Annotated in this window: 11 protein-coding genes; 10 read left to right on the top strand and 1 reads right to left on the bottom strand. The window is 39.6% G+C overall.

The annotated features are described in order from the left end of the window. The first annotated feature begins 64 nt into the window (after positions 1-64). From CIB29_RS10825 to CIB29_RS10805, 5 genes are all read left to right on the top strand, one after another. Positions 65-3880, top strand: coding sequence for an Ig-like domain-containing domain (locus CIB29_RS10825; protein ID WP_094549595.1), 3816 nt, complete (start codon positions 65-67; stop codon positions 3878-3880). Positions 3881-3891: 11 nt separating this feature from the next. Beyond that, entirely contained in the window at positions 3892-10320 is a 6429-nt protein-coding gene (locus CIB29_RS10820) for an IPT/TIG domain-containing protein (RefSeq protein ID WP_094549593.1), read from the top strand. 132 nt (positions 10321-10452) lie between these two features. Continuing rightward, positions 10453-12093: a hypothetical protein gene (locus CIB29_RS10815; protein ID WP_198543839.1), complete on the top strand. Its 1641-nt coding sequence runs from the start codon at positions 10453-10455 to the stop codon at positions 12091-12093. 30 nt (positions 12094-12123) lie between these two features. Next, the gene (locus CIB29_RS10810) at positions 12124-13680 is read left to right on the top strand and encodes an S-layer homology domain-containing protein (RefSeq protein ID WP_198543838.1); all 1557 of its coding nucleotides are present in this window, start codon (positions 12124-12126) and stop codon (positions 13678-13680) included. Between the two features lie 112 nt (positions 13681-13792). Next, a complete protein-coding gene (locus CIB29_RS10805; protein WP_094549591.1) occupies positions 13793-15211 on the top strand; it encodes a S41 family peptidase in 1419 nt (472 codons plus the stop codon). Between the two features lie 89 nt (positions 15212-15300). Here CIB29_RS10805 and CIB29_RS19455 read toward each other — a convergent pair whose 3' ends face one another. After that, positions 15301-15423, bottom strand: a complete 123-nt coding sequence (locus CIB29_RS19455; protein WP_278335844.1) for a hypothetical protein — start codon at positions 15421-15423, stop codon at positions 15301-15303. Between the two features lie 324 nt (positions 15424-15747). Here CIB29_RS19455 and CIB29_RS10800 point away from each other — a divergent pair, with 324 nt between their 5' ends. The 5 genes from CIB29_RS10800 (at position 15748) to CIB29_RS10780 (ending at position 20614) form a co-directional block, all read left to right on the top strand. Further along, positions 15748-16434, top strand: coding sequence for a GerMN domain-containing protein (locus CIB29_RS10800; RefSeq protein ID WP_157910276.1), 687 nt, complete (start codon positions 15748-15750; stop codon positions 16432-16434). A gap of 236 nt (positions 16435-16670) precedes the next feature. After that, entirely contained in the window at positions 16671-17165 is a 495-nt protein-coding gene (locus CIB29_RS10795) for a ferritin family protein (protein WP_242965162.1), read from the top strand. 86 nt (positions 17166-17251) lie between these two features. After that, the gene (gene rd / locus CIB29_RS10790; RefSeq protein WP_094549587.1) at positions 17252-17410 is read left to right on the top strand and encodes a rubredoxin; all 159 of its coding nucleotides are present in this window, start codon (positions 17252-17254) and stop codon (positions 17408-17410) included. A 12-nt stretch (positions 17411-17422) separates the two neighbouring features. Next, positions 17423-18628, top strand: coding sequence for an FprA family A-type flavoprotein (locus CIB29_RS10785; RefSeq protein ID WP_094549585.1), 1206 nt, complete (start codon positions 17423-17425; stop codon positions 18626-18628). 171 nt (positions 18629-18799) lie between these two features. After that, positions 18800-20614 carry a heme NO-binding domain-containing protein gene (locus tag CIB29_RS10780; protein ID WP_094549583.1) on the top strand — a complete coding sequence of 605 codons (1815 nt, stop codon included), beginning with the start codon at positions 18800-18802 and terminating at the stop codon, positions 20612-20614. The last annotated feature ends 37 nt before the right edge of the window (positions 20615-20651 follow it).

Here is a 20651-nt window from a genome sequence, read left to right as displayed (position 1 = left end):
GATACAATAAATATGGAAATGGGCGATTAGTATACATATAATAAGGTGAAGCGATGGTGGAGATATGAAAAGATTAAAACCATATATAAGTATATTTTTAGTAGTCCTGTTATTATGTTCGGACTTTAATGCAATAGTAGTAAAAGCTGCGCCTGCAGTTGAGAATTTACCGGATTTAAAACTATATACTACTGCAGATGCAAACATAGCAAAGGGACAAAAAGGGGTGGAGTATGCCGTTTCAACCATCACAATGGAATTTAATTCTTCTTATACGCCCGATTTGTCAAAACTAAAGATTTATGCCTATGCAAGCGGTAAAACAGATGAAACCGGCAAGTTTAAAATATCCTTATTACAAGCTGGAAAGATAGAATTCAAACTATTAAGCCCTTATACCCAGCTAAGAATGCATACCCTATACGAGATTTATGCACCTCAGGGAGCTTTTACGAATACTGCCGACAATAAAACCAACAGTGAAATAATTTACAACTTTGTCACCAAAGGGAATGGAAAAAACGATATTCTTGTTAAAACCACCCCGGCTGATGCGGCTGACCGGATTAACAAGAGCCAAAAAACAATAGAGATTGAATTTATAGATGATATTGCTTTGAATGCCGGCTTGCAAACGGCAATACAAACCAATAACAAAGCAGTTCTTGAAAACTATATACAACTAAGCTCCTTACCACTTACCAACCCCGTAGATGCAACTGCAGACGCATACGGTACAGGAGACCATTCCATCAGCGACTACAATATTTCGGTACAGGGGACAAAACTGATACTAGAAGCCAAATCGGGACAATTGAAAGATTTTGCAGACTACAGCGTGGAATTGAAACAGGATGCAGTCTATCTTAAAAACAGCACCGGTACAAAAATTTATAATGCACCGGCAAGCATACATTTTAAGACCAATAATATGCTGGTAAAAACCACTCCGGCAGATAGACAGACAGGCGTAGAAGCAGACCCTGCAATTGAATTTGAATTCAAATATCCTGTTATAAGAGGCGCAGGAAATATTACACTTGTTTCAGATGCCGAGCCCTCTATATTACTCCCTTATACAGTGACTTGCGAAGGAAAATTCTTAAAGATAAATGTAGATGACCTTGCACCTAATACATATCCGTTGAGAAAAAATACGTTATATAAAGTGACGTTGGAAGAAGGCGCTGTTGAATTTAAAGATTATAAGGCGGCAGGGACCGGGGACGCTATAAAAAATAAAAAGATTGATTTATATTTTACTACCGGGAATGCAGGGGAGAGCCCTGTTGTTAAGAGCAGTAATGCCTATTCCTCTGACATTAACGGAAATGATGATATTACCGGTGTAGACACTACCCGTTTAGCTGCCGATGGAAGTATCTATATCCGTTTTGAAAAGCCGGTACGTTGGGAAAAACAGCTTCCCGGTGACCTAAGTACCCGTATTGCAAATGTACATTTATACAGGATTCCTAAGGCATCAAGCACAGCTATAAATACGGCAACAGGGGAAATATACGACCAAAGCTTTGTATTTACTCCTTCCGGGGATGACATATTACTGGATGGCCGTCTGGATCATGAAGATGTTGCTGTTGATCCTCAGTGCGAGATTCTTTTGGAAAATGCAGAGATCCTTACAGATTATCCGAATGTTCTGCGCATCAAGCCTAAATATCCGTTGACCAACCTGAATAAATACAGGGTAGTAATAGACAAGGATTATATAGAAGATCTAAACGGCTATAACCTTCAAAAGGATTTGGATTTTACATTTTGGACGGCAAAGTCTAATGAAACTGTAAAACCTAATTGGCAAACCAGCCGCATACCCGCTTTTAATGCTCCACAATATGGTGGAAGTGAACCGATTGTGCTTTATATCGATAGAGAGGTGATTCCGCGGGCCCAGGATAAAGTGGTGCAGGAAGCACCGGAAAAAATTAAGATAATCACCTTTGATGCACTTAAGGATATTACGCTTATAAATGCTGTTTATAGCACCGACAGTAACACTGCAAAAATAGATTTTTCACAATATAAGCTGGAATACTACTTTGAAAATAATATCAAAAAGACAAAGCTTTCCTTATACCCGGCTTCAGTATTACAAAGCGGGACCCTCTATAAGCTGAGCATTCCGGGAAATATACTGCAGACAAGGGGAGGAATTTTTACTGACCCGCTGGAAATCAATTTTACAGTAAAACAGGATACGGCGCAGGCGAAAGGCGTTTATTCCATTGTTCCAAAAGAGCTGAATGTCCGCGACCTGTATTGGGGAAATGGGAGCTTTTTGATAAAAGGCTTCAACTTTAACGAAAGAATTGAAAAAGTAATTTTAAAACCTCTGAGTGGCAATGCATCCGGTAAGCCCAATATAGAAATTGGGGCGGGAGATATTGTATTTAAAAGTGTTACAGAACTCCTGGTCTGCATAAGGGGAGATAATGCAAAAACTCTCGGGCAGGAAAGCTACACCGGCGAATACCAGGTGGTGTTAAAATTCACAGGCGACGCTGCCGAATATATAAGTCCGGTTAATTTCGTTGCAAAATCTAAGGGACGTCCGGTAGTAAAAGCCAGGCACCCCGGCGACGGAAGCGTATGGTATGATGAAAAGACCTTGTACTCCAGGGTTTATAACGGTGAAACAAAATATTTTATAAAAGTTACTTTTGAAGACATTGATGGGAATTTAGTTTTAAACGACTTTAATGCTATAAAAAACAGTACGATATATGTCCGCGGGAGCGGGATGAACCTGCTGGATCTGGACTTTTTAAACAGCATAAGCGGGTTGGAACAAACAGTCAGAGAAAGTTATATATTTGAAAAAAATAGGACAAAACAAGAAGCATATCTCTATATACCTGTAAAGCCTCTGCGTCCGCAAACCGTATATGACGTTGCAGTAAGTGCAAATATTGTCCATTTTTCCGACAGCGCAGGTGAAAGCAGCGGCAATGAAACAATCACCTGGGAATTTACCACCATGGGAGTGCCGGCAGTTAAAGCGATTACACCGGCAACCGTTGTGGAAGATTATGACGAAGATGTGCCTGTTAAGATTACAGGAAACCTGTTTTACAGCGGTACCGTAGCGGTTTATTTTAATGATGTGAGGGCAAGAAGTGTAATAGTAAGAGAGGATCCGGTTACAAAGGAAAAATACCTGGAAGTATATCTTCCAAAAGGAAGCAGCAGGCTGAAAGCCGGAACTTATAATGTCACTGTGCAAAATACCGATAACCACCAGCGTATCCTGTATGGCGCCTTTAGTGTAGTACCGGCCGGAAAAAATGTCCCCAATGGGCAGTATAAAGTAAAGGGAGAAGACAGAAAAGGAGAAATCAGGGCAGACCTTAAAGTCAGTGAGGATACCCTGATGCTGGAAACCAGATATGCTGATGACAGTTACCTCAAATTTGACCTGGATGAGCTTATGGGGGAAAATGTACTGGTTCGCAAAATACAGTATAGAGGAAAGACGAGAGATGTTATAGGGGAACTGGCTGCCAGGTCAAAATGGGCCGATATTACCGTTTACGGTCTAACACTGGACCCTGCATCCGATGATACGAATATTATTCTGAGCCTGGGAAGGGCAGAACCTGCTTTGTCCCAATCCTTAAAAGCAAAATTAAAGGGAAAAGCCATAAAATCCGAATTTATACAGGTAGCGGGAAGCAATTATAAATTCTACAAGGTGGTGCTGGACATTCCTTTTAGGGAAAGTGATGGAAAGAATATCAGGGTTTTAAGGTATGATGAAGAACTGAGAAACTTTTATGAAGTAGAGTTTTATAAAAACCTGGCAGATAAGAAGGTTCATATAACCAGTGACCGGCCTGGTGTGTTTGTTGTGGTTGAGTAGGAGGTGTTAATGTGAGGATTTCCAAGCTTTTAAAAAAAATTACAGCTTTCACCTTGATATTTATAATGACTTTTAGTTTGGTGCAGTGGAACAACATAAATATTGCACATGCAGCAGAGCCGACAGGCAAAGACCTGGGTGGAGGCATAAAAATAAAAAATATTACCCTCTCGAAGGTATATGACGAAAACAGGAATTCAAAAGGAATGTATCTTGAAATAACAGCTACGGCTGACAGTGCGGACATATCCAATCTGAGTGTAAAATATAAAAACAGGGATAATATTTTCAAACCTTTTACAAAGCAGACCATTAAGGGCGAAAAATTCATACAGTTTGAGTTCACTGCCCAGGAAATAAGCGACTTTAACGGCAGTTTGCTTTTAAGAGACCAGGTTGTTATCAGCGACTTAAATTTTAACAATCTGCCCACAATATCCAAAGTACCCAAGAAAATTATAAATACCGATGTTGACGAAGATACAGCAACAGACGGCATACAGTATTTCTTAACCGTTGAGGGTACAAATCTTGACAGTGTAGGGCAAACAATAGATGATTTCAACTACAAGTTATATATCAGCAAAAGTGCAGCCAGCAAGGAAGTAATTTCCACTGACATTGCTGAACAGAAATACGATGCGTTAAAGATGAAAAACCTGACGCCTCCCGGAGCTTACGGTTTTCAGGATATGGTGTTCAAAAAGATAAAGAGCAGCACTGAATTGGATATAGAAATCAATCATACTTACTATAACCAGTTCAGGTTTGTAAAAAATCTTGTAGTCAATGATTTAAGAATGTATCCGAACGTGGGTACAAACGGTGACAGCATATATTTTGAGGGAAAAGATTTACCCCAATATGATGTGCACTTTTTAAGTGTTACCGGAAATGATTCTTACTCGGATACCAACAAGGGAACCAATCCGGTTTTTGAAGAAAATATAGATGGCAACGGCTTGAACAGGCTTACTGTTAAAGTCCCGTCAGCAATTGCAATTGGCCAGTATAACGTATATTTAACCCAGACGCAGGACCGGGAAATCATCGCAGAAAAATTTGTTGATGTATTTACAGTTATAGAAAAAGGCAATAAAGCGACCATTACAAAGGTATATCCCAGCAAGGGGCCGTCTGCCGGGAATGATAATGTTGAAATAGAAGGTAACAATCTTGTCAGACTTAATATACCTGGATTGGACATCAGCTATAGTAAAGACACTATCACATTCAATGGTTCTACTAATTCCGGAAGTGTTCCCCAATTAGTAATCAACTACCCTGACGTATTGGCCAAATATAATGGAGTCAGTGTCAGTGAAGTTAAAAGGACAATATCTGTGCTTATTGGTTCACAGGCAAAATTTAAGACGGATGACACAGACCCCGATAAATACAAAATCTTGCTTGGAAATCCGGATTATTTATATGTGATAACCCAATCTACTACACAAATAGATACCGACCCTATCGTTGATGTAAAAGCTACTTTAACTACAACTTTTAAGGACATCAATGGAAATGAGTATAAGTTCGTTGAAATTGCAGAAAAAAAAGATGGATATGAATTTATACCAAGTTCATCTCTGCCCTTGATTAAAAGTGTGACACCTGAAAAGGTCCAGTTGGAAGAGGTGGGTTCGGATAGGTATAACCTGAAGGAAGAAATTTTGCTTGCGGTTACCGGGGAAAATTTTATGGTCCACAAGTTTACAGACGCAAGCGGAAATATGATTACCCGGTATCCGATAGTGATTATAAAAACTGCAAATGACAATGAATTGGGCAATTATGAAATAAAACTGGATAAAAATGAGGATAAAATTTATTACAAGGATGGGACAGAACAGTTTATAACGGGGCTGACTCTTGACGTATTAGATCAAAATGGAAATATCATTGATGGTTCAGACGGAAAAGAATTTGGTACAAAAATCGTCATGAGAATTCCTAAAAGCATAATACTTTCAAGTGCGGGCAAACGAAACATACAGGTTGTGAACCCGAAAAGACAGTCCACAGAACCGGGCTCCAGCAGTATCAAGGTGGATGCAGTTGAATTTGTAAAAGATTTGGAGAGCCCTGCCATAGAAAGCGTGGAGCCTAATATTGTCACCATTGAAGGCGGACAGGATATTATTGTAAAAGGAAATAACTTTCAGGAAGGAATAAAGGTTTATATCAATGCGCAGGAAGTAAAGGGAGTAACCCGTGAAGTTGACAGGTCAGGAAATAAAATCTTATTAAAATTTAAAGCACCCAAAGGGACGGAAGGTGAAACACAGCTGTTGGTGATGAACCCTGATGGGGGGCAGGCAGTATATCCGTTTATCTATGTAAAGACTTATACAAAGCCCAGCATTCTAAAGCTTAACCCAAATCTGGGAACAGAAGGGACTCCGGTTGTAGTAGATGGAGACAACTTCCTAAAGACCGACCCTACCGTTACCAATATAGATGGCTTTGGAATTTATAAGCTTATCGGTACCAGGATACTGATGGATGGCAAAGAAATCAATGAATATAACAAAAATGCTGAGAACACCAAAATTATACTAAAGCCTTATCAATCAGCAAGCAATAATGTGATTTTAAGGGTTGAAGATTCACAGCTGGTTGTTGCAGATTATTACTACAGCATTATCCTGGAGAGAGAAGTACCGGCAGGAGAAAAGCCGCACTATTACACTTTGGACATAGACCCGAGGGGGAATGTCATCCTTTCAGACGGAATAAATGACAAATATACTATCACAGCAGCTCCTGACGGGACGATAAAAGCAGACAAAGAGGGCGGAGGAGAGTACGGGGTCAATGTAGATACAGGGAAAATTATTATAGACCCCTCCGGTTCTCCCATAACACTGAACATTACTACCCCTTATAAATTTAGCGATGAAACAAAGGCCATTATCGGCAACAGGGTTAGAATAATCAATAAAAACCAGTTGATCTTTACCGTGCCGGCATTGGAACAGGGGACCTACGATGTAACGGTTATCAATCCGGATACAAACAGTGCTACCATCATAGATGGATTTACCTATAAAAAAGACCCTCCATCCACCCCTGTAATAGACTCTGTCAATCCAAGCCAGGGTTCTACAGAGGGGGACTATTTTATTGAAATTTATGGCAAATATTTTGAGCATAATGCAGACCCACAGAAGAAGACAAAGGTTTATATAGGCGGAGTTTTGGTTTCGCCGGACAATGTTACGGTAGATATAGACGGGAAGACAATCAAGGTCAAGGTTCCTCCTTATCCGGGTGATATTAGACAGGAGACAGGAACGGATAGAAAGACGGTGCCTGTAATAGTGGTTAACCATGGAGGCGGGACGGGCAGCAAGCTTGACGGTTTTACCTACATCATTCCGCGCAGTAACCCTGAGATCGATAGTATAGATCCTACCGGCGGGAATGCGGCGGGAGGTATTACCGTCCAGTTAAGAGGTTCTGATTTCAGGCTTTATGAGCCGTTTACCGATTCAAAGGGGGATTCGGTGAAGGTATATGAAGAAGTATATACCGATTCTAACGATAACGGCAAATGGGATGAAGGGGAACCTTTTGAAGATAAAAACAGGAATAATAAATATGACAGCGGGTTATATTATGTTGACATCAATGGAGATGGAGAGTGGACCGACTTAAGAGGAGTTGAAAATATTGCCAGCCTGGGTGATGGGGATAAAAAGATACTGCCCCAGGTATATTTCGGTAAATTTAAAGTATCAGAATATATAGCAGTTTCTGATGAAAGATTGATTGTAAAATTGCCTGCAGGGGAAAAAGGAAATGTAGACGTATACGTTGTGAACAACGATTACGGGATCTCAAATAAAAAGCCGTTTGCTTACAACGCTTCAAGTCCGAAGATTGACAGCATAACCCCATCCAAGGGGAAAAAACAGGGTAAAGATGATGTAGAGATTGTCGGTAAGGAATTCAGCAACAGTACGATACAGGTTTACAATCTGGAGAAGGACGCACAGGGCAAAAATAAATTTGATGAAAAGATCATGCCCCTTGTGAGATTTGGAGACATCACCAACCGGGCAAGCCAAATTAATGATCTGGATTACGGATTGATCGGCAACAATGAAACCGCGAGCGTTACACTTGGAGCTATCACTGTCGAATATAAAGGAAAAGATGATACGCTGACCATAAAGACAATAGACGGCAAATACGCTCAGACCTTTACCGGGTATGATGATACAATTAAATATATACCGGTCGGTCTGCTCAAAAACGTATCCAACAGCACAGAAAGCTATCCGGAATATGAACTGGTAAGAGTGGAAATAAACAAGGATGACAGGAGATTAATTGTTGAACGGGGATATTCTCCCGAGGCAGAACTAAAAGGGACGGGGCAGATTATTTTTAAAACTCCATCCTATCCTGCAGTGGGAATAACAACTGTCAGGGTAATCAATCCTGATAGCGGGGTAGCAGAAGGTAAATTTGAATATAAGAACCCGGACAGCCGGCCGGCCATCATCACTATCACAAAAGATGGAAAGCTGCCGCAGGACGCGAATGTGCCAGGCTACGGGGATGTTAAGATTTTAAGGCTGACAGCAAAAGGCGGGAATATTGTAAAAATTACCGGAACTGATTTCAGACCGGGTGCCAGGGTTTTAATACCTGGAATTACTGATGAAAATGGCATAGCTCCTGTCACTGAAAATATTACACCATCCAACATTACCTTTAAAATGTTTGCAGTACCCGATAATGTGGTATCCCAGGAGAGCGTAGGCATCATCAAGCTTTACAGGGTAGTTGTCCTGAATGAAGATGGAGGCATGACAGCTTCCGATAACTTAATTCCTCCGATATACCTGATGTTTATTAAGGGTGAAACGTCACCGCAAATTGACAGAATAACGCCTGATAAAGGACCGTCAAACGGCGGCACCAGGGTTAAAATAGAAGGTAAGGATTTTAGAGAAAAAATCGAGGGTATGGAGGGAGAAAACAATAAATTTACCGTATATTTTGATGGTGTCCCATTACCGGAAACTAATGTAACTGTAGTAGATACCGGTACCGTATACATCACTACCCCCAGCCATGCACCGGGACCGGTTGAGATAAAAGTAGAAAACCCCGATGGAGAACTTTCAAATACGCAAATATTTACCTTTATAAGCAACCCAAAAATAACAGCAGTAGTTGACCCGGCCGACCCAAGTGAAAACACCAAAATTGATGTCATTTCTGTGGAAGGCGGACAGGAAATAAAGTTAAAAGGTTCGGGGTACCAGGAAGGAAGCAAGGTTGTATTCAACCCTGTGCTGAAAAAGATAGAAGAGGGGAAGGCAGCTGCAGGAAATGTAATCTATATCAATGGAGATGCCTATACCCTTGACCAAGGGACTGAAGGTACAGATGTCAAGTTTATAAATTCTGAAACCTTAACCGTTAAAACCCCTCAGGGAAAGATGGGCACGACAGGAGTCATTGTGATCAATCCTGACGGGGGAGCCAGCGAGATATACGAAGATATCACGTACTCACTTCCTGAAATAGGTATACCTCAGGGAGTTGCTGCAGAACTGGTATACAACCGTTATATTAAAGTCAATTGGCTGGAAGTAGAAGGAGCCAGAGAATATGAAATATATGTGGTAGTAGATAATACTCAGGTAGAGCTGATAGGATCTACTAAACTTACAAGTTTCGTATATGAAGACCTGGAGCCTCGTACTACCTACAAATTTATTGTAAAAGCTGTTGGAGAATATAATATATCCAAACCGTCCAAGGAAAGCAATTCCGTACGGACAGGAAGCAAAGTAGGTCCTCCTGATGATGATGGGCAATTAAATGACAAGACAACAATGGATAAAGTAGGAGATCAAGCAAACATCATCATTGGTGAAGACAGTTACAGCAAAGAGATGACAATTGACTTGACCAGAGGAACCTTAGCCGGCAGTAAAGAAGTAGTAATCAGTATGTCAGCTAAAATTGCATCCAGCTATAGGGCTAAAAGTATAAAGATCATAGGAAAGGATTTTGTGATCAAATTTAATCCAAATAATTTTAATACTTCCAAAGTAGCAGAAAATGATCACAGAAAGGACGCCGGGGTAAGGTTTAAAATCTCTCCCTATACTGGAAGCTCTGATCTGGATGCAGGAAAGACCGCTTTATCCACTCAATACGTATTGGAAGCAAACGTTTTTGTTGGAAAGGATAGTACTCCAATAGACTATTTAACATCCGGCATGGAAATAACCCTCGATTTTGATGCTGCCAAGGCAGATATGAGAAGGCTAAAGAATATAGGCTTGAACCGATACGACCAAACTACCCAATCATGGATGCTGCTGGCCAACAGGGCAGACAGCTACAGCACTTCAATTAGAGCTTATACAGACAGATTGGGAAGATATTTAATATTTGGAAGCAAAAATTAAGTAAGCTCGGAGGTCGGAGCCGGGAGCTCGGAGACCTCATTAATTGCAGGAGAGTTTTCTCCGAGCTCCGGACTCCGAGCTCCCAGCTGCATTGTGCGAGGTGATTAAGTGAATAAGCCATATTTAAAAATAATGTTACTTGCTCTGACCTTAATGCTGTTAGTTTCAAACATCTCCTACGCCGACCCAATTACTCCCTACAGGGAAGGATTTATAGAAGGCTTTATAAAAAGTAAAGGCCAGGATAAAATTGAAATTGAAGAATATGATGGCACGGTCCATACCCTTTCCTTTGACGATAAGGCAGTCTTTGTAATTGACACCGTTCAGGCTGATTTCGAAGACTTTAAGCCGGGGATGGAAATATATGCAACCTTGAAAAGAAGAAAAATAGACTACATGGAAGGCTATTCAACAGAGGTTCCCGGGTATATTCCTGAAGGTGGCAAGGTAAGAACCGGGGTTATCAAAAGTATCGACAGAAATCAGGTCACCATACGTCTTCCTATAGGAGAGGAAGAAACCTATTACACCTCTCCGGCTACCATTGCATTGAAAAAAGGGAAAAACGTACCTTTAAGCATCCTTTATGAAGGAGACTCGGTAAAACTCCTGTTTGACGAAGTAGAATCAACCACCATAAGCAGGATAGAAATTGAAGGGGATTCTGTGAGGGTAAAAGACATTTACCGCGGGGTATTAACAACAGTAGATACACTGGAAAATGCAATTACCCTAACTGGAATGCAGGTCTTTCGAAATGGACAATGGCAGGATTTGAGCAGTTCCAGGAGAATATTCTACTCTGCCCAGGTCCCGGTCTACACCGGAGGAGCAAAAATATCTTATAACAATTTAAAGTATTATAAAGGTAAGACCGTGTACATGGCGGTCAAGGATTTCTTCGGCCGGGACCAAATTGAAAGAATGGTAATAAAAAATCAATATGAATCCATCTATTCTGACAAAATAGAGGATATCAACTGGTACAGCGATGCCTTTGAACTTGCAAACCACAAAAATCTGGCCTTCAACGACGGTACCATTGTTATCAAGAATGGAAGGCTGGTAAATAAATACTCCATTAATGCCGGTTCAGACGTATTTGTAGTAGGAGATGGGACCGGGAACCAGCAGATGGCCAATGTCGTCTATATATATGACACGGATATCAATAATTCTAATGCGGGGCAGTTCTATTTGTATGAAGGAAGACTGGATGAAATTGTGAAAGATAAAGTTGTGTTGAAAGATTTTTGCTTATTAAACCAAAATGAATGGGAATCCTTTGCTGATGAAAAAGAATTATTCTATGACAGTGATATAAATATCTATGATTCGGAGGAAGACAGGCAGATAACGCCGCTGGAATTCTACTCCAAGCACTATGCGGTAGATGAGGACAGCAGTTATGCAGAAGAAAACAACCTCAACGACTGGTATGCTTATATTTATACCGATGGTGACAGGATAGCTGCTATATTGCTCAAAAAGGACAGGGATTCCATCATGGGCCAGAGAGCAACCAGCGGTACAGTCGAATTTGTTGAGGACCATTCACTGGTTGGATGGAGGATAAGTGTAAGAGATGCCAGTGACTGGAGCAGCAGAAAGGACGCCTGGATGGCTAAAAACACTTCATTGATGATTCATTTGCAGGATGCTATGATCATTAAAGATGGCGCAATGATTTCACCACAGGAATTAAAGGCAGGAGACAGACTATATATGATCAGAGACGGCAGCCAGGCGAAGGTCGTTATTGTAAAATAAATTCTGCATTTCACAGGAAGGGGGAATTTTGTGAAAAAATTTATTGCAGCTTTTATCATCTTCAGCTGCATAATGAACTTTACAACTGTATTTGCAACTCCCCCTGGATTTTCAGGCGGAGTCAGTAACGAATATGAATATGAGGAAATCGTATTTCTAACCGGAGAACCTGTAAAATTCGTGGGAAAGCTTATTATGACAGAAAATGAAAAAGATGATCAGAAAACTGTAACCTACAGGCTCAATCTCAGGCCTGAGGATAAGACCGTATCTGCAAGGCTGGACAGGATGATAACCTATGTAACCAGCTATACAAAGAGGAATGACAAAGGACAAACTATCGCAGATACCAGTGTAAGCAGGTACTCTGAAACCCTTCAGATGGGGGCGGACAGATATCAGCTGGCAGATTTCCAGTTTTCAAAATCGGATGTCATAGACAACCGGCCAGCGGCTAACTTTTACTCAGGAAACATAAAGGGAAGAAAATACTATACCATCAACAGGGACCAGGGAAAGGTCATCGTAGATATCTCAGGAGGGGATGTAGGATATCAAAACTTCTGGGGGAATACCGAAACACAAATGCTTGACTGCGTTATCACTTATGACAGGCAGGTGGATGCGAATAGAGCCGATGAAAATACCAATGGTTCCGAGGTTGAAAACATATCGTGGCAAGGTACTGTTAAAATCCAGGTTTCGGATAGTACTACCAAGGTTTTAAAATATGCAGATAATGAAGCCAATTTTTCAAGCTTCAATGGAGGGTATATCAGGGTTACAAACCGGGAGATGGTATCCAAGTATGATTATAACCTTCCCAAAATGAATGAAGCCGATGCCGGATACAGCCTGAGTAAAATAGAAATTGCGGCTCCTGACAAAACAAAACGCAATGAAGATATTATAATGATTTCAAAAAGCATGGTGCCCAAGCTGGAAAGACTGGTTGTACCCAAGTTTAGAGATACAGCAGGACACTGGGCGCAGGGCTATATTGAAAAGCTGTACTCCTTGGACGTATTTGATGAAAATTCCCAGTTTTTCACCCCGGAGATTCCAATGACCCGCCAGGAGTTTACCAAAGGAATTATAAAGGCCTGCAACATAAGGCCCACGGTAGAAGAGAAAAAGAAACCCATCGTCAGGAAGAGAAACCAGCCAAAAGAGGAGTCGCCTTTTGTTGATGTAGCAGTTGAAGACCCGGACTATGAATATATAAAAGATGCTTTAAATAAAGGAATTATAAAAGGTAAAACGAAAGATTTATTCAGACCCGGTGAACCGTTAACACGGGCACAGGCTATCACAATATTAATAAGGGCACTGGGATTCGAAAACAAAGCTCCCACTCCCGGCTACTATACCTCCTTTAGCGATGACCGGGAGATTCCTAACTGGGCAAGAGACAGCATATATGTGGCCGGAGAATTGGGACTGATATACGGAGATGAATATAACAATATCAACCCCAACAAGGTCATGTCCCGCGCAGAAGCGTCAGCAATGCTGGTACGCTTTTTGGAGTTCCTGGAAAGGGACTTGCAGAGGGATTACAGGGAGAATATAATATACTTCAATTAGTGGGTGACGCGGGTGACACGGGGACGGTTCTTTTGTCACCTCGTCCCAAGGTGACAAAAGAACCGTCCCCGTGTCACCCCGCACAAATACTATTATACAAGGAGAATGTAAAATGAAAAATTTTAAAAGGTCAATTGCACTAGCAATAACAATAATATTATTATTTACCGGAGTGGTATTTGCACAAGAAGCAAAAACAGATCCTAATTATGAATATCTGCAAAGAGTAAAAGAGTATATCATGGCAAGGTATAAAGGTGAGATTACCGATACCCAAATACTTGAAGGTGCGCTTCGTAAAATTATCGAAAAAAATCCAGAGCTCCTGGAACAGGCAATTGAAGGAATGTTCGGTACCTTAGACCAACACAGCACATTCTTTTACCAGGATCAATATGAACAGTTTTCTACGGCAGTAGATGGTCAATTTGGAGGAATTGGCATAACTGTAGCAAAGAGGGATGGAAATATTACCGTCTTAACGACCCTGGAAAGCACTCCGGCCCAAAGGGCAGGATTAAAATCCGGTGATAAAATCATCTATATAAATGATGTTGATGTGTCAGCATATGAAGTAGAGATGGCTGTGCCATTAATGAGAGGGGAACCTGGCACATCCGTAAGATTAGGTATAAAAAGGGAAGGGAATGATAAAATAATATATTTTGACATTGTAAGAGACCTAATAAAGATTAATCCGATTAGCTTTGAGGTAAAACAAGGGAATATAGGATATATAAAAATTTCAGACTTTAACGCAAACACAGAAGAATATATGCAAAAAGCTTTAACAGTCTTTGATAGTCAGAAAATAAAAAAGGTGATCATTGACGTAAGAAATAACCCAGGAGGTTCATTAGAGCAGGTAGTTGAGGTTGCAAAGCATTTTGTCCCAAATAGAGGTGCGATTGTACACATAGAATACAAGGATAACCAAAAACAAACATATTATTCTGATTTGCAAAAAACTAAGTATGAGGTTGTCGTACTCATTAACGAAGGAAGTGCCAGTGCATCTGAAATCCTGGCAGGTGCAATACAGGATTCCAAGGCTGGAAAAATCGTAGGAGTAAAATCCTTTGGTAAAGGTACGGTGCAGGAAGTATTACCCCTTCGTGTCGGTGGTGCTATAAAGATGACAATTGCACGATACCTTACTCCAAACGGTAGGGCAATTGATGGTGATGGAATTCACCCCGATATAGAAGTAAAGAATATAAAGAAAAAGGTAGATGCGAATATTCTGGAAAAACTGTCATATACAGTTAAGCCTACTCTTGGAGATAAAGGTAAAGATGTTTTAGCCGCTGAGCAAAGACTTAAACTATTAGGATATGACGTGGACGAACCCGATGAAATTCTGGATGAAAAAACATTTAAAGCGATAAAAGACTTCCAGGCAGAACAGAAATTGTTCTCTTACGGTGTATTGGATATCACTACCCAGATAGCTTTAAATAATGCAGTACAAGATGTGGAGATAGAAGTAGACAAACAGTTGGAAAAGGCAATGGAATTGTTATCCAAGTAAGACTGATGCTTCAAGATACAGATATGGATAAAGACATGCTTCTTATCATAATTATCTTTATCTTTATCTGTATCTTTGCCTGTATCTTATCATTTCTCTGAGCACTTCTTATTTTCCTGTTGAGAAAAAATGAAATCATCAAGATCTCCCTTTTCTTTATCTTTAGATTTGTTGTCAGCAATATTAACAGGCTTTATCTTCTTTTCATCCATAAAAACACCTCCTTTGTATTAAATAAACATAATAGCATATAAATGTTAAGAAAGTATTAAATATTTTATGTTTTGTTTATACAATATATGTATATTTTTATTATCCTGTTACTATAATTAACCAACTTTAAAACTAAATATTGTGATTTTAAAGTTGGTTAATTTCATCGATAACTACATTAATTTATTTGTAAATTTAATATTGGTTATCGATATAAAAACAATTTTTGTGAGTCATGAGGGCAATTATCAAAACTTGTCATATCCCAGTTAATCCAGGCATAAAATATGCTAGAAACAAATTTGAAAGGTGGGCTCAGAGCTATGAAGAAATTTATGTGCATACTCCTTGCTATGTTACTGATGGTGGGAGCATTGTCGGCATGTTCTTTCAAATCACTTAAGAAGAAATCCGAAGAAACAGCAAAAAACGCAACAGTAGAAGATGTGCAGCCTGCTAGCAGTACTATGATTACAGAAGACCAACTGAAAAAAGAAGGGGAAAAGGTAATTCTAACCCTGTACTTTGCAGATAAACAGGCTACGAAACTGGTAGCAGAAAAAAGATTTGTAGCGAAAAGCAGTGTAAAGGATATAAATGAAACAGCTAAGGTAGTTATGGCCGAACTATTCAAAGGGCCAATTAGCGGAAATCTTACCAGTCCTTTCCCTAAAGGTGTAAAGATACCATCAGTAAAAGTTGAAAAGAATACGGCAATGGTAGACCTTTCAAAAGAGTTTGTTGAAAAACATCCAGGGGGCTCAACAGGAGAGACACTAACGATTTACTCCATCGTTAATACTCTTACAGCAATAAGCGGCATTGACCAGGTACAGTTCACGGTAGATGGTAAAAAAGTACCGGAATTTAAAGGACATCTTGATATCAGTAAGCCTTTTAAAGCAAAACCGGATTTAATTGCACAAGAAAACAAGGAAGTAAAGGATGATAAGGCAGATAAAGCAGATGCAAAAGACAAAACAGATAAAGAAGGTAAGCAAGGTCAATAATGAGATTGAGATTAAGGTTGAGATTAAGACTTAAATTTTAATTTTAATTGCAGATAAACCTTAGTCTCAATCTTTTTGTTTATTTAAATTAAATGTAAAAAAATCTGTTTTTAACAACAATTCTGTGGTATATTATTAATAGTGCAAAGTTTGGCAATTCGAGTTCGCCAGGTTACAGCACGACAATTCTCAGAGCTCCAAATTCCGAACTAATAACAATGGAGGTGTTCTCTATAATGATATATGGTAATTTTAATGATTTGGAAATAATAAAGATAGCAATATCCATGGAAGAAGAGGGGATGAATTTCTATACCAGTGGTGCTAAATATACCAGCGGCAAACTAAGAGACTTTTTATTACATGCAGCCGGACAAGAAATGGCACACAAAGAGAAATTTACCCGACTTTACAATGAGTTTTTAGAAAAGAAAAATGGTTTTAATGATGAATACTTATTTGAGCCTGATGTAGCAGCATATCTAAAATCAATGGTAGAAAATCAGGTATTCAGTAAAAAGCCCAAAACTGATGACGCCTTTAAAGACTTGAAAACTGCTGTAGCTGATGCGGTGCAAGCCGAAGAAACAACCGCAGCACTCTATACCCAAATGTACGAAGGAGCCAAATATCAAGAAGTTAAAAATGTACTGGCCATTTTGATTGAAGAAGAAAAAGAACATGCAAAATACTTTAAAGGGATACTTGAAGAAATAAGCAAGCAATCTTAATTATATTCAGAATTCAAAAAAATGGTTATACTAACCTTATAAAGGGTATATTTAAAATATCAATCAATTAAGAGAGGAGAATAATCATGGACAAATATGAATGCACAGCTTGTGGTTATGTTTATGACCCGGAAGTAGGAGATCCTGACGGAGGTATAGCACCGGGAACACCCTTTGAGGACATTCCGGATGATTGGGTATGCCCAATGTGCGGACTGGGCAAGGATGCATTTGAAAAAATATGAAAGGAGACACACATGCCAGCATTCGAGATAAAAAATGGGATTTACTCTGTAGGTGTATTAAATCCCAACTTAAGAATATTCGACATCATCATGAAGACCGAATACGGGACATCCTATAATGCTTATCTGGTAAAAGGAGAAAAAGCAGCCCTGATTGAAGCGGTACATACCCAATTTTTTGATGAGTATATAGATAATATTAAGAGTATTATCAATATCAACGAAATCGATTATATTATACTTAATCACACTGAACCGGACCATTCAGGAGCATTAAAATATTTATTAAGAGAAAATCCAAAAATAAAGGTAGTTACCTCTATGGCGGGGAACAAGTATATAGGTGCTATTGTTAACCAGGAATTTGACTTCCAGGTGGTTAAAGATGGAGATGCCATAGACCTCGGGGGGAAGACACTAAAGTTTATTATCGCTCCTTTTCTTCACTGGCCCGATTCAATGTTCACCTATGTTGAAGAAGACAGCGCCCTGTTCCCATGCGACTTTTTAGGATGCCACTTCTGTGAGCCCAGAATGTTTGACGGTAAGATTATATACCGTAAGAATTTTAAGGATGCTTTTAAATACTACTACGATGTCATATTCAGTCCTTTTAAGGAACATGTTTTAAAAGGCCTGGAAAAGATACAAAATCTAAAACTGGATGTTGTATGCCCGAGCCATGGCCCGATTCTGACGGAAGGGATAGAGAATGCGATGCAGCTCTACAGGGAGTGGAGCAGCGACATTTTAGAGAAAAACAGTCCGAAGAAGGTTTTAATTGCATACATTTCTGCTTACGGCTGCACTCGAAGGATGGCAGAAGAATTGGAAAAAGCCATTAAAGAAACAGGGGACTTTGAAGTAGAAGTAATCAATATCATATATAACGATTTAATAGAAATAAAAGAAAAAATTGACAAAGCCGATGCGCTGTTATTCGGTTCACCTACCATCAACAGGGATGCCGTAAAACCTATCTGGGATGTCTTATCAGTTGTAGATGCGATTACCAACAAAGGTAAGCTCTGCGGTGTATTCGGTTCCTACGGCTGGAGCGGCGAATCCGTCAAGATGATGGAAGAAAGAGTAAAAAGCCTGAAACTGGATTTATTCGGTGAAGGACAAAAAGCCAATTTTGTCCCTTCACAAGAAGAGCTAAAGAAAATATACGATTACGGCGTAGCGTTTGCAAAAGCATTAGCTGACAGAAAATAGCGGGGCAATAGCTTCCGCTGTTTTTTTGCGACATGGGGACGGCAGCAAACTGCTGAAAAAATAGGCACTTTTTCAGTGATTTCATCAATAAAATTTGTTGTAATAATTAAACAAATGATGTAAAATGTACTCTAAATTAATGTATTCTAAATTAGACAAGGGGGTTAGCGCATGAAAGGCACGGTGGTATCACTATGGATAAAAACTTTCAAAAATATCTACGGTGAAGAAAATATTAACAAAGCCATGAGTACGATAGGCTGGCAAACAGACAGGGTTATTTCACCTCTGGAAGATATAGACGATGGAGAAGTAAAGCAATTTTTTGACTCAGTTGCAAAACAGGTAGGTAAGGATGTATCGGTTATTTTAAGAGAATTGGGACGCAATAATATTCTTTCATTTAGGACATGGTTTCCCTCCTATTTTGAAAGAAAGAGTCTCAAAGGATTTATTACACTGATGGATGACGTACATACCCAGATTACTAAAAAAATCAAAGGCGCACGTCCTCCGCGAATGTTAGTAAAAGAACTGTCTCCTACAGAAATTGAATTAAAGTACGTATCCAAAAGAGGATTTTTTGACTACTTTATAGGCTTATTAGAAGGCAGTGCGCAACTGTTTAAAGAAAAGTTGGAATGGACTGAGTTGGAAAGAGGACAAACTCCGGAAGGGGACAGCTTTATGATTGTCCGACTCAAATTTGAAAAGCAGGAAGACGTCATCAGAAATCATCTATTCAACAGAATTTTTTCACTTGGTTTTATAAAAAATGTCCCAATAAAAATCTCAATCTATACTTCGTTGCTTTTTGCACTGGCATACATCTTGCCCAATATACAGCAAAATCTTGGGACAGGCTTGATTTATACAGCAGTTATCTTTATTGCATCCATGTTTGTATCCATGGGCTGTTTAAATCCCATGAAAGACTTCCGGGATGAATTAGAACGCATGAGTTCTCTTGATTTTTCAGGCAATACAAATATTAAAACCGGTGACGATTTTGAAAAATATGTGGCACAGTTTAATAAAATTAAGGAAAACATAAGAAAAGACTTTCTAGCCCTTAAAGGCGGCACCGATGACATGTACCGCTTTACCAAAGACTTCAGTGAAATTGCAGTAAAAATGAAAGAACTGTCCGACAGCATTTCGGCTGCGGTACAAGAAGTAGCCTATGGTGCGGTACATCAGGCCGAAGAAACCGAAAAGGCCGTCCATCAGTTGAATAGTAATGTTACAATCCTCAATAATATTGCAAATCTGGAAATGCAGGAGAAAGAACAGCTGGAAAAATCGGTCCAAACCATTACCAAATCTCATGCTGACATAGAAAGAGTCACCAGCATGATTGTAGCTGTAAAAGATAATTTTGCAAAAGTAAACCGGCGGGCAGAAGAGCTTGCCGAAAAAGCAAAGGAAATTATGACCATTGTAACCACTGTAGCCTCCATTTCCGAGCAGACCAATCTCCTTGCATTAAATGCTGCAATCGAGGCAGCCAGGGCCGGAGAAATGGGAAGAGGTTTTGCAGTGGTAGCCGAAGAAATCCGTAAACTTGCGGAAAGTTCAAAAGGGGCAGTGAAAAATATTAACGATAATCTTCTCAAATTCACCGGAGAGATCGGTTCAGTGGTGGAAGAAATTTCAAGCCAGTTTGAGCAATTGGAAGAAAGCAACAGGACACTGGTGCAGGTCTCACAGGAAAACATGTCCTCCACCGAACGGGTGGCCCATGTTGCACAACAGATTGCCGCACTGGTAGAAAAGCTTTCAACCGAAACTACTCATATTACCAATGTATTTGAAAACATTAACTCCCTTGCTGCCATTGCCCAAGAAAACTCTGCCTCCTCTGAAGAAATGAGTGCAACAGTGACAGAATATTCCGAAAAAATAAAGGAGCTCATGGCATATATACAACAAATGGAACAGCTTACTCAAGACATTAAAGGCGAGTTGAGAAAATATACAATATGAATTTTATATATTTGAATAAAACAATAAAAAATCATTC

This window comes from Petroclostridium xylanilyticum, from assembly GCF_002252565.1.
GTDB lineage: Bacteria > Bacillota > Clostridia > SK-Y3 > SK-Y3 > Petroclostridium > Petroclostridium xylanilyticum.
The sequence above is the reverse complement of the archived record's forward strand: the minus strand, read 5'-3'. Positions and strand labels throughout refer to the sequence as shown.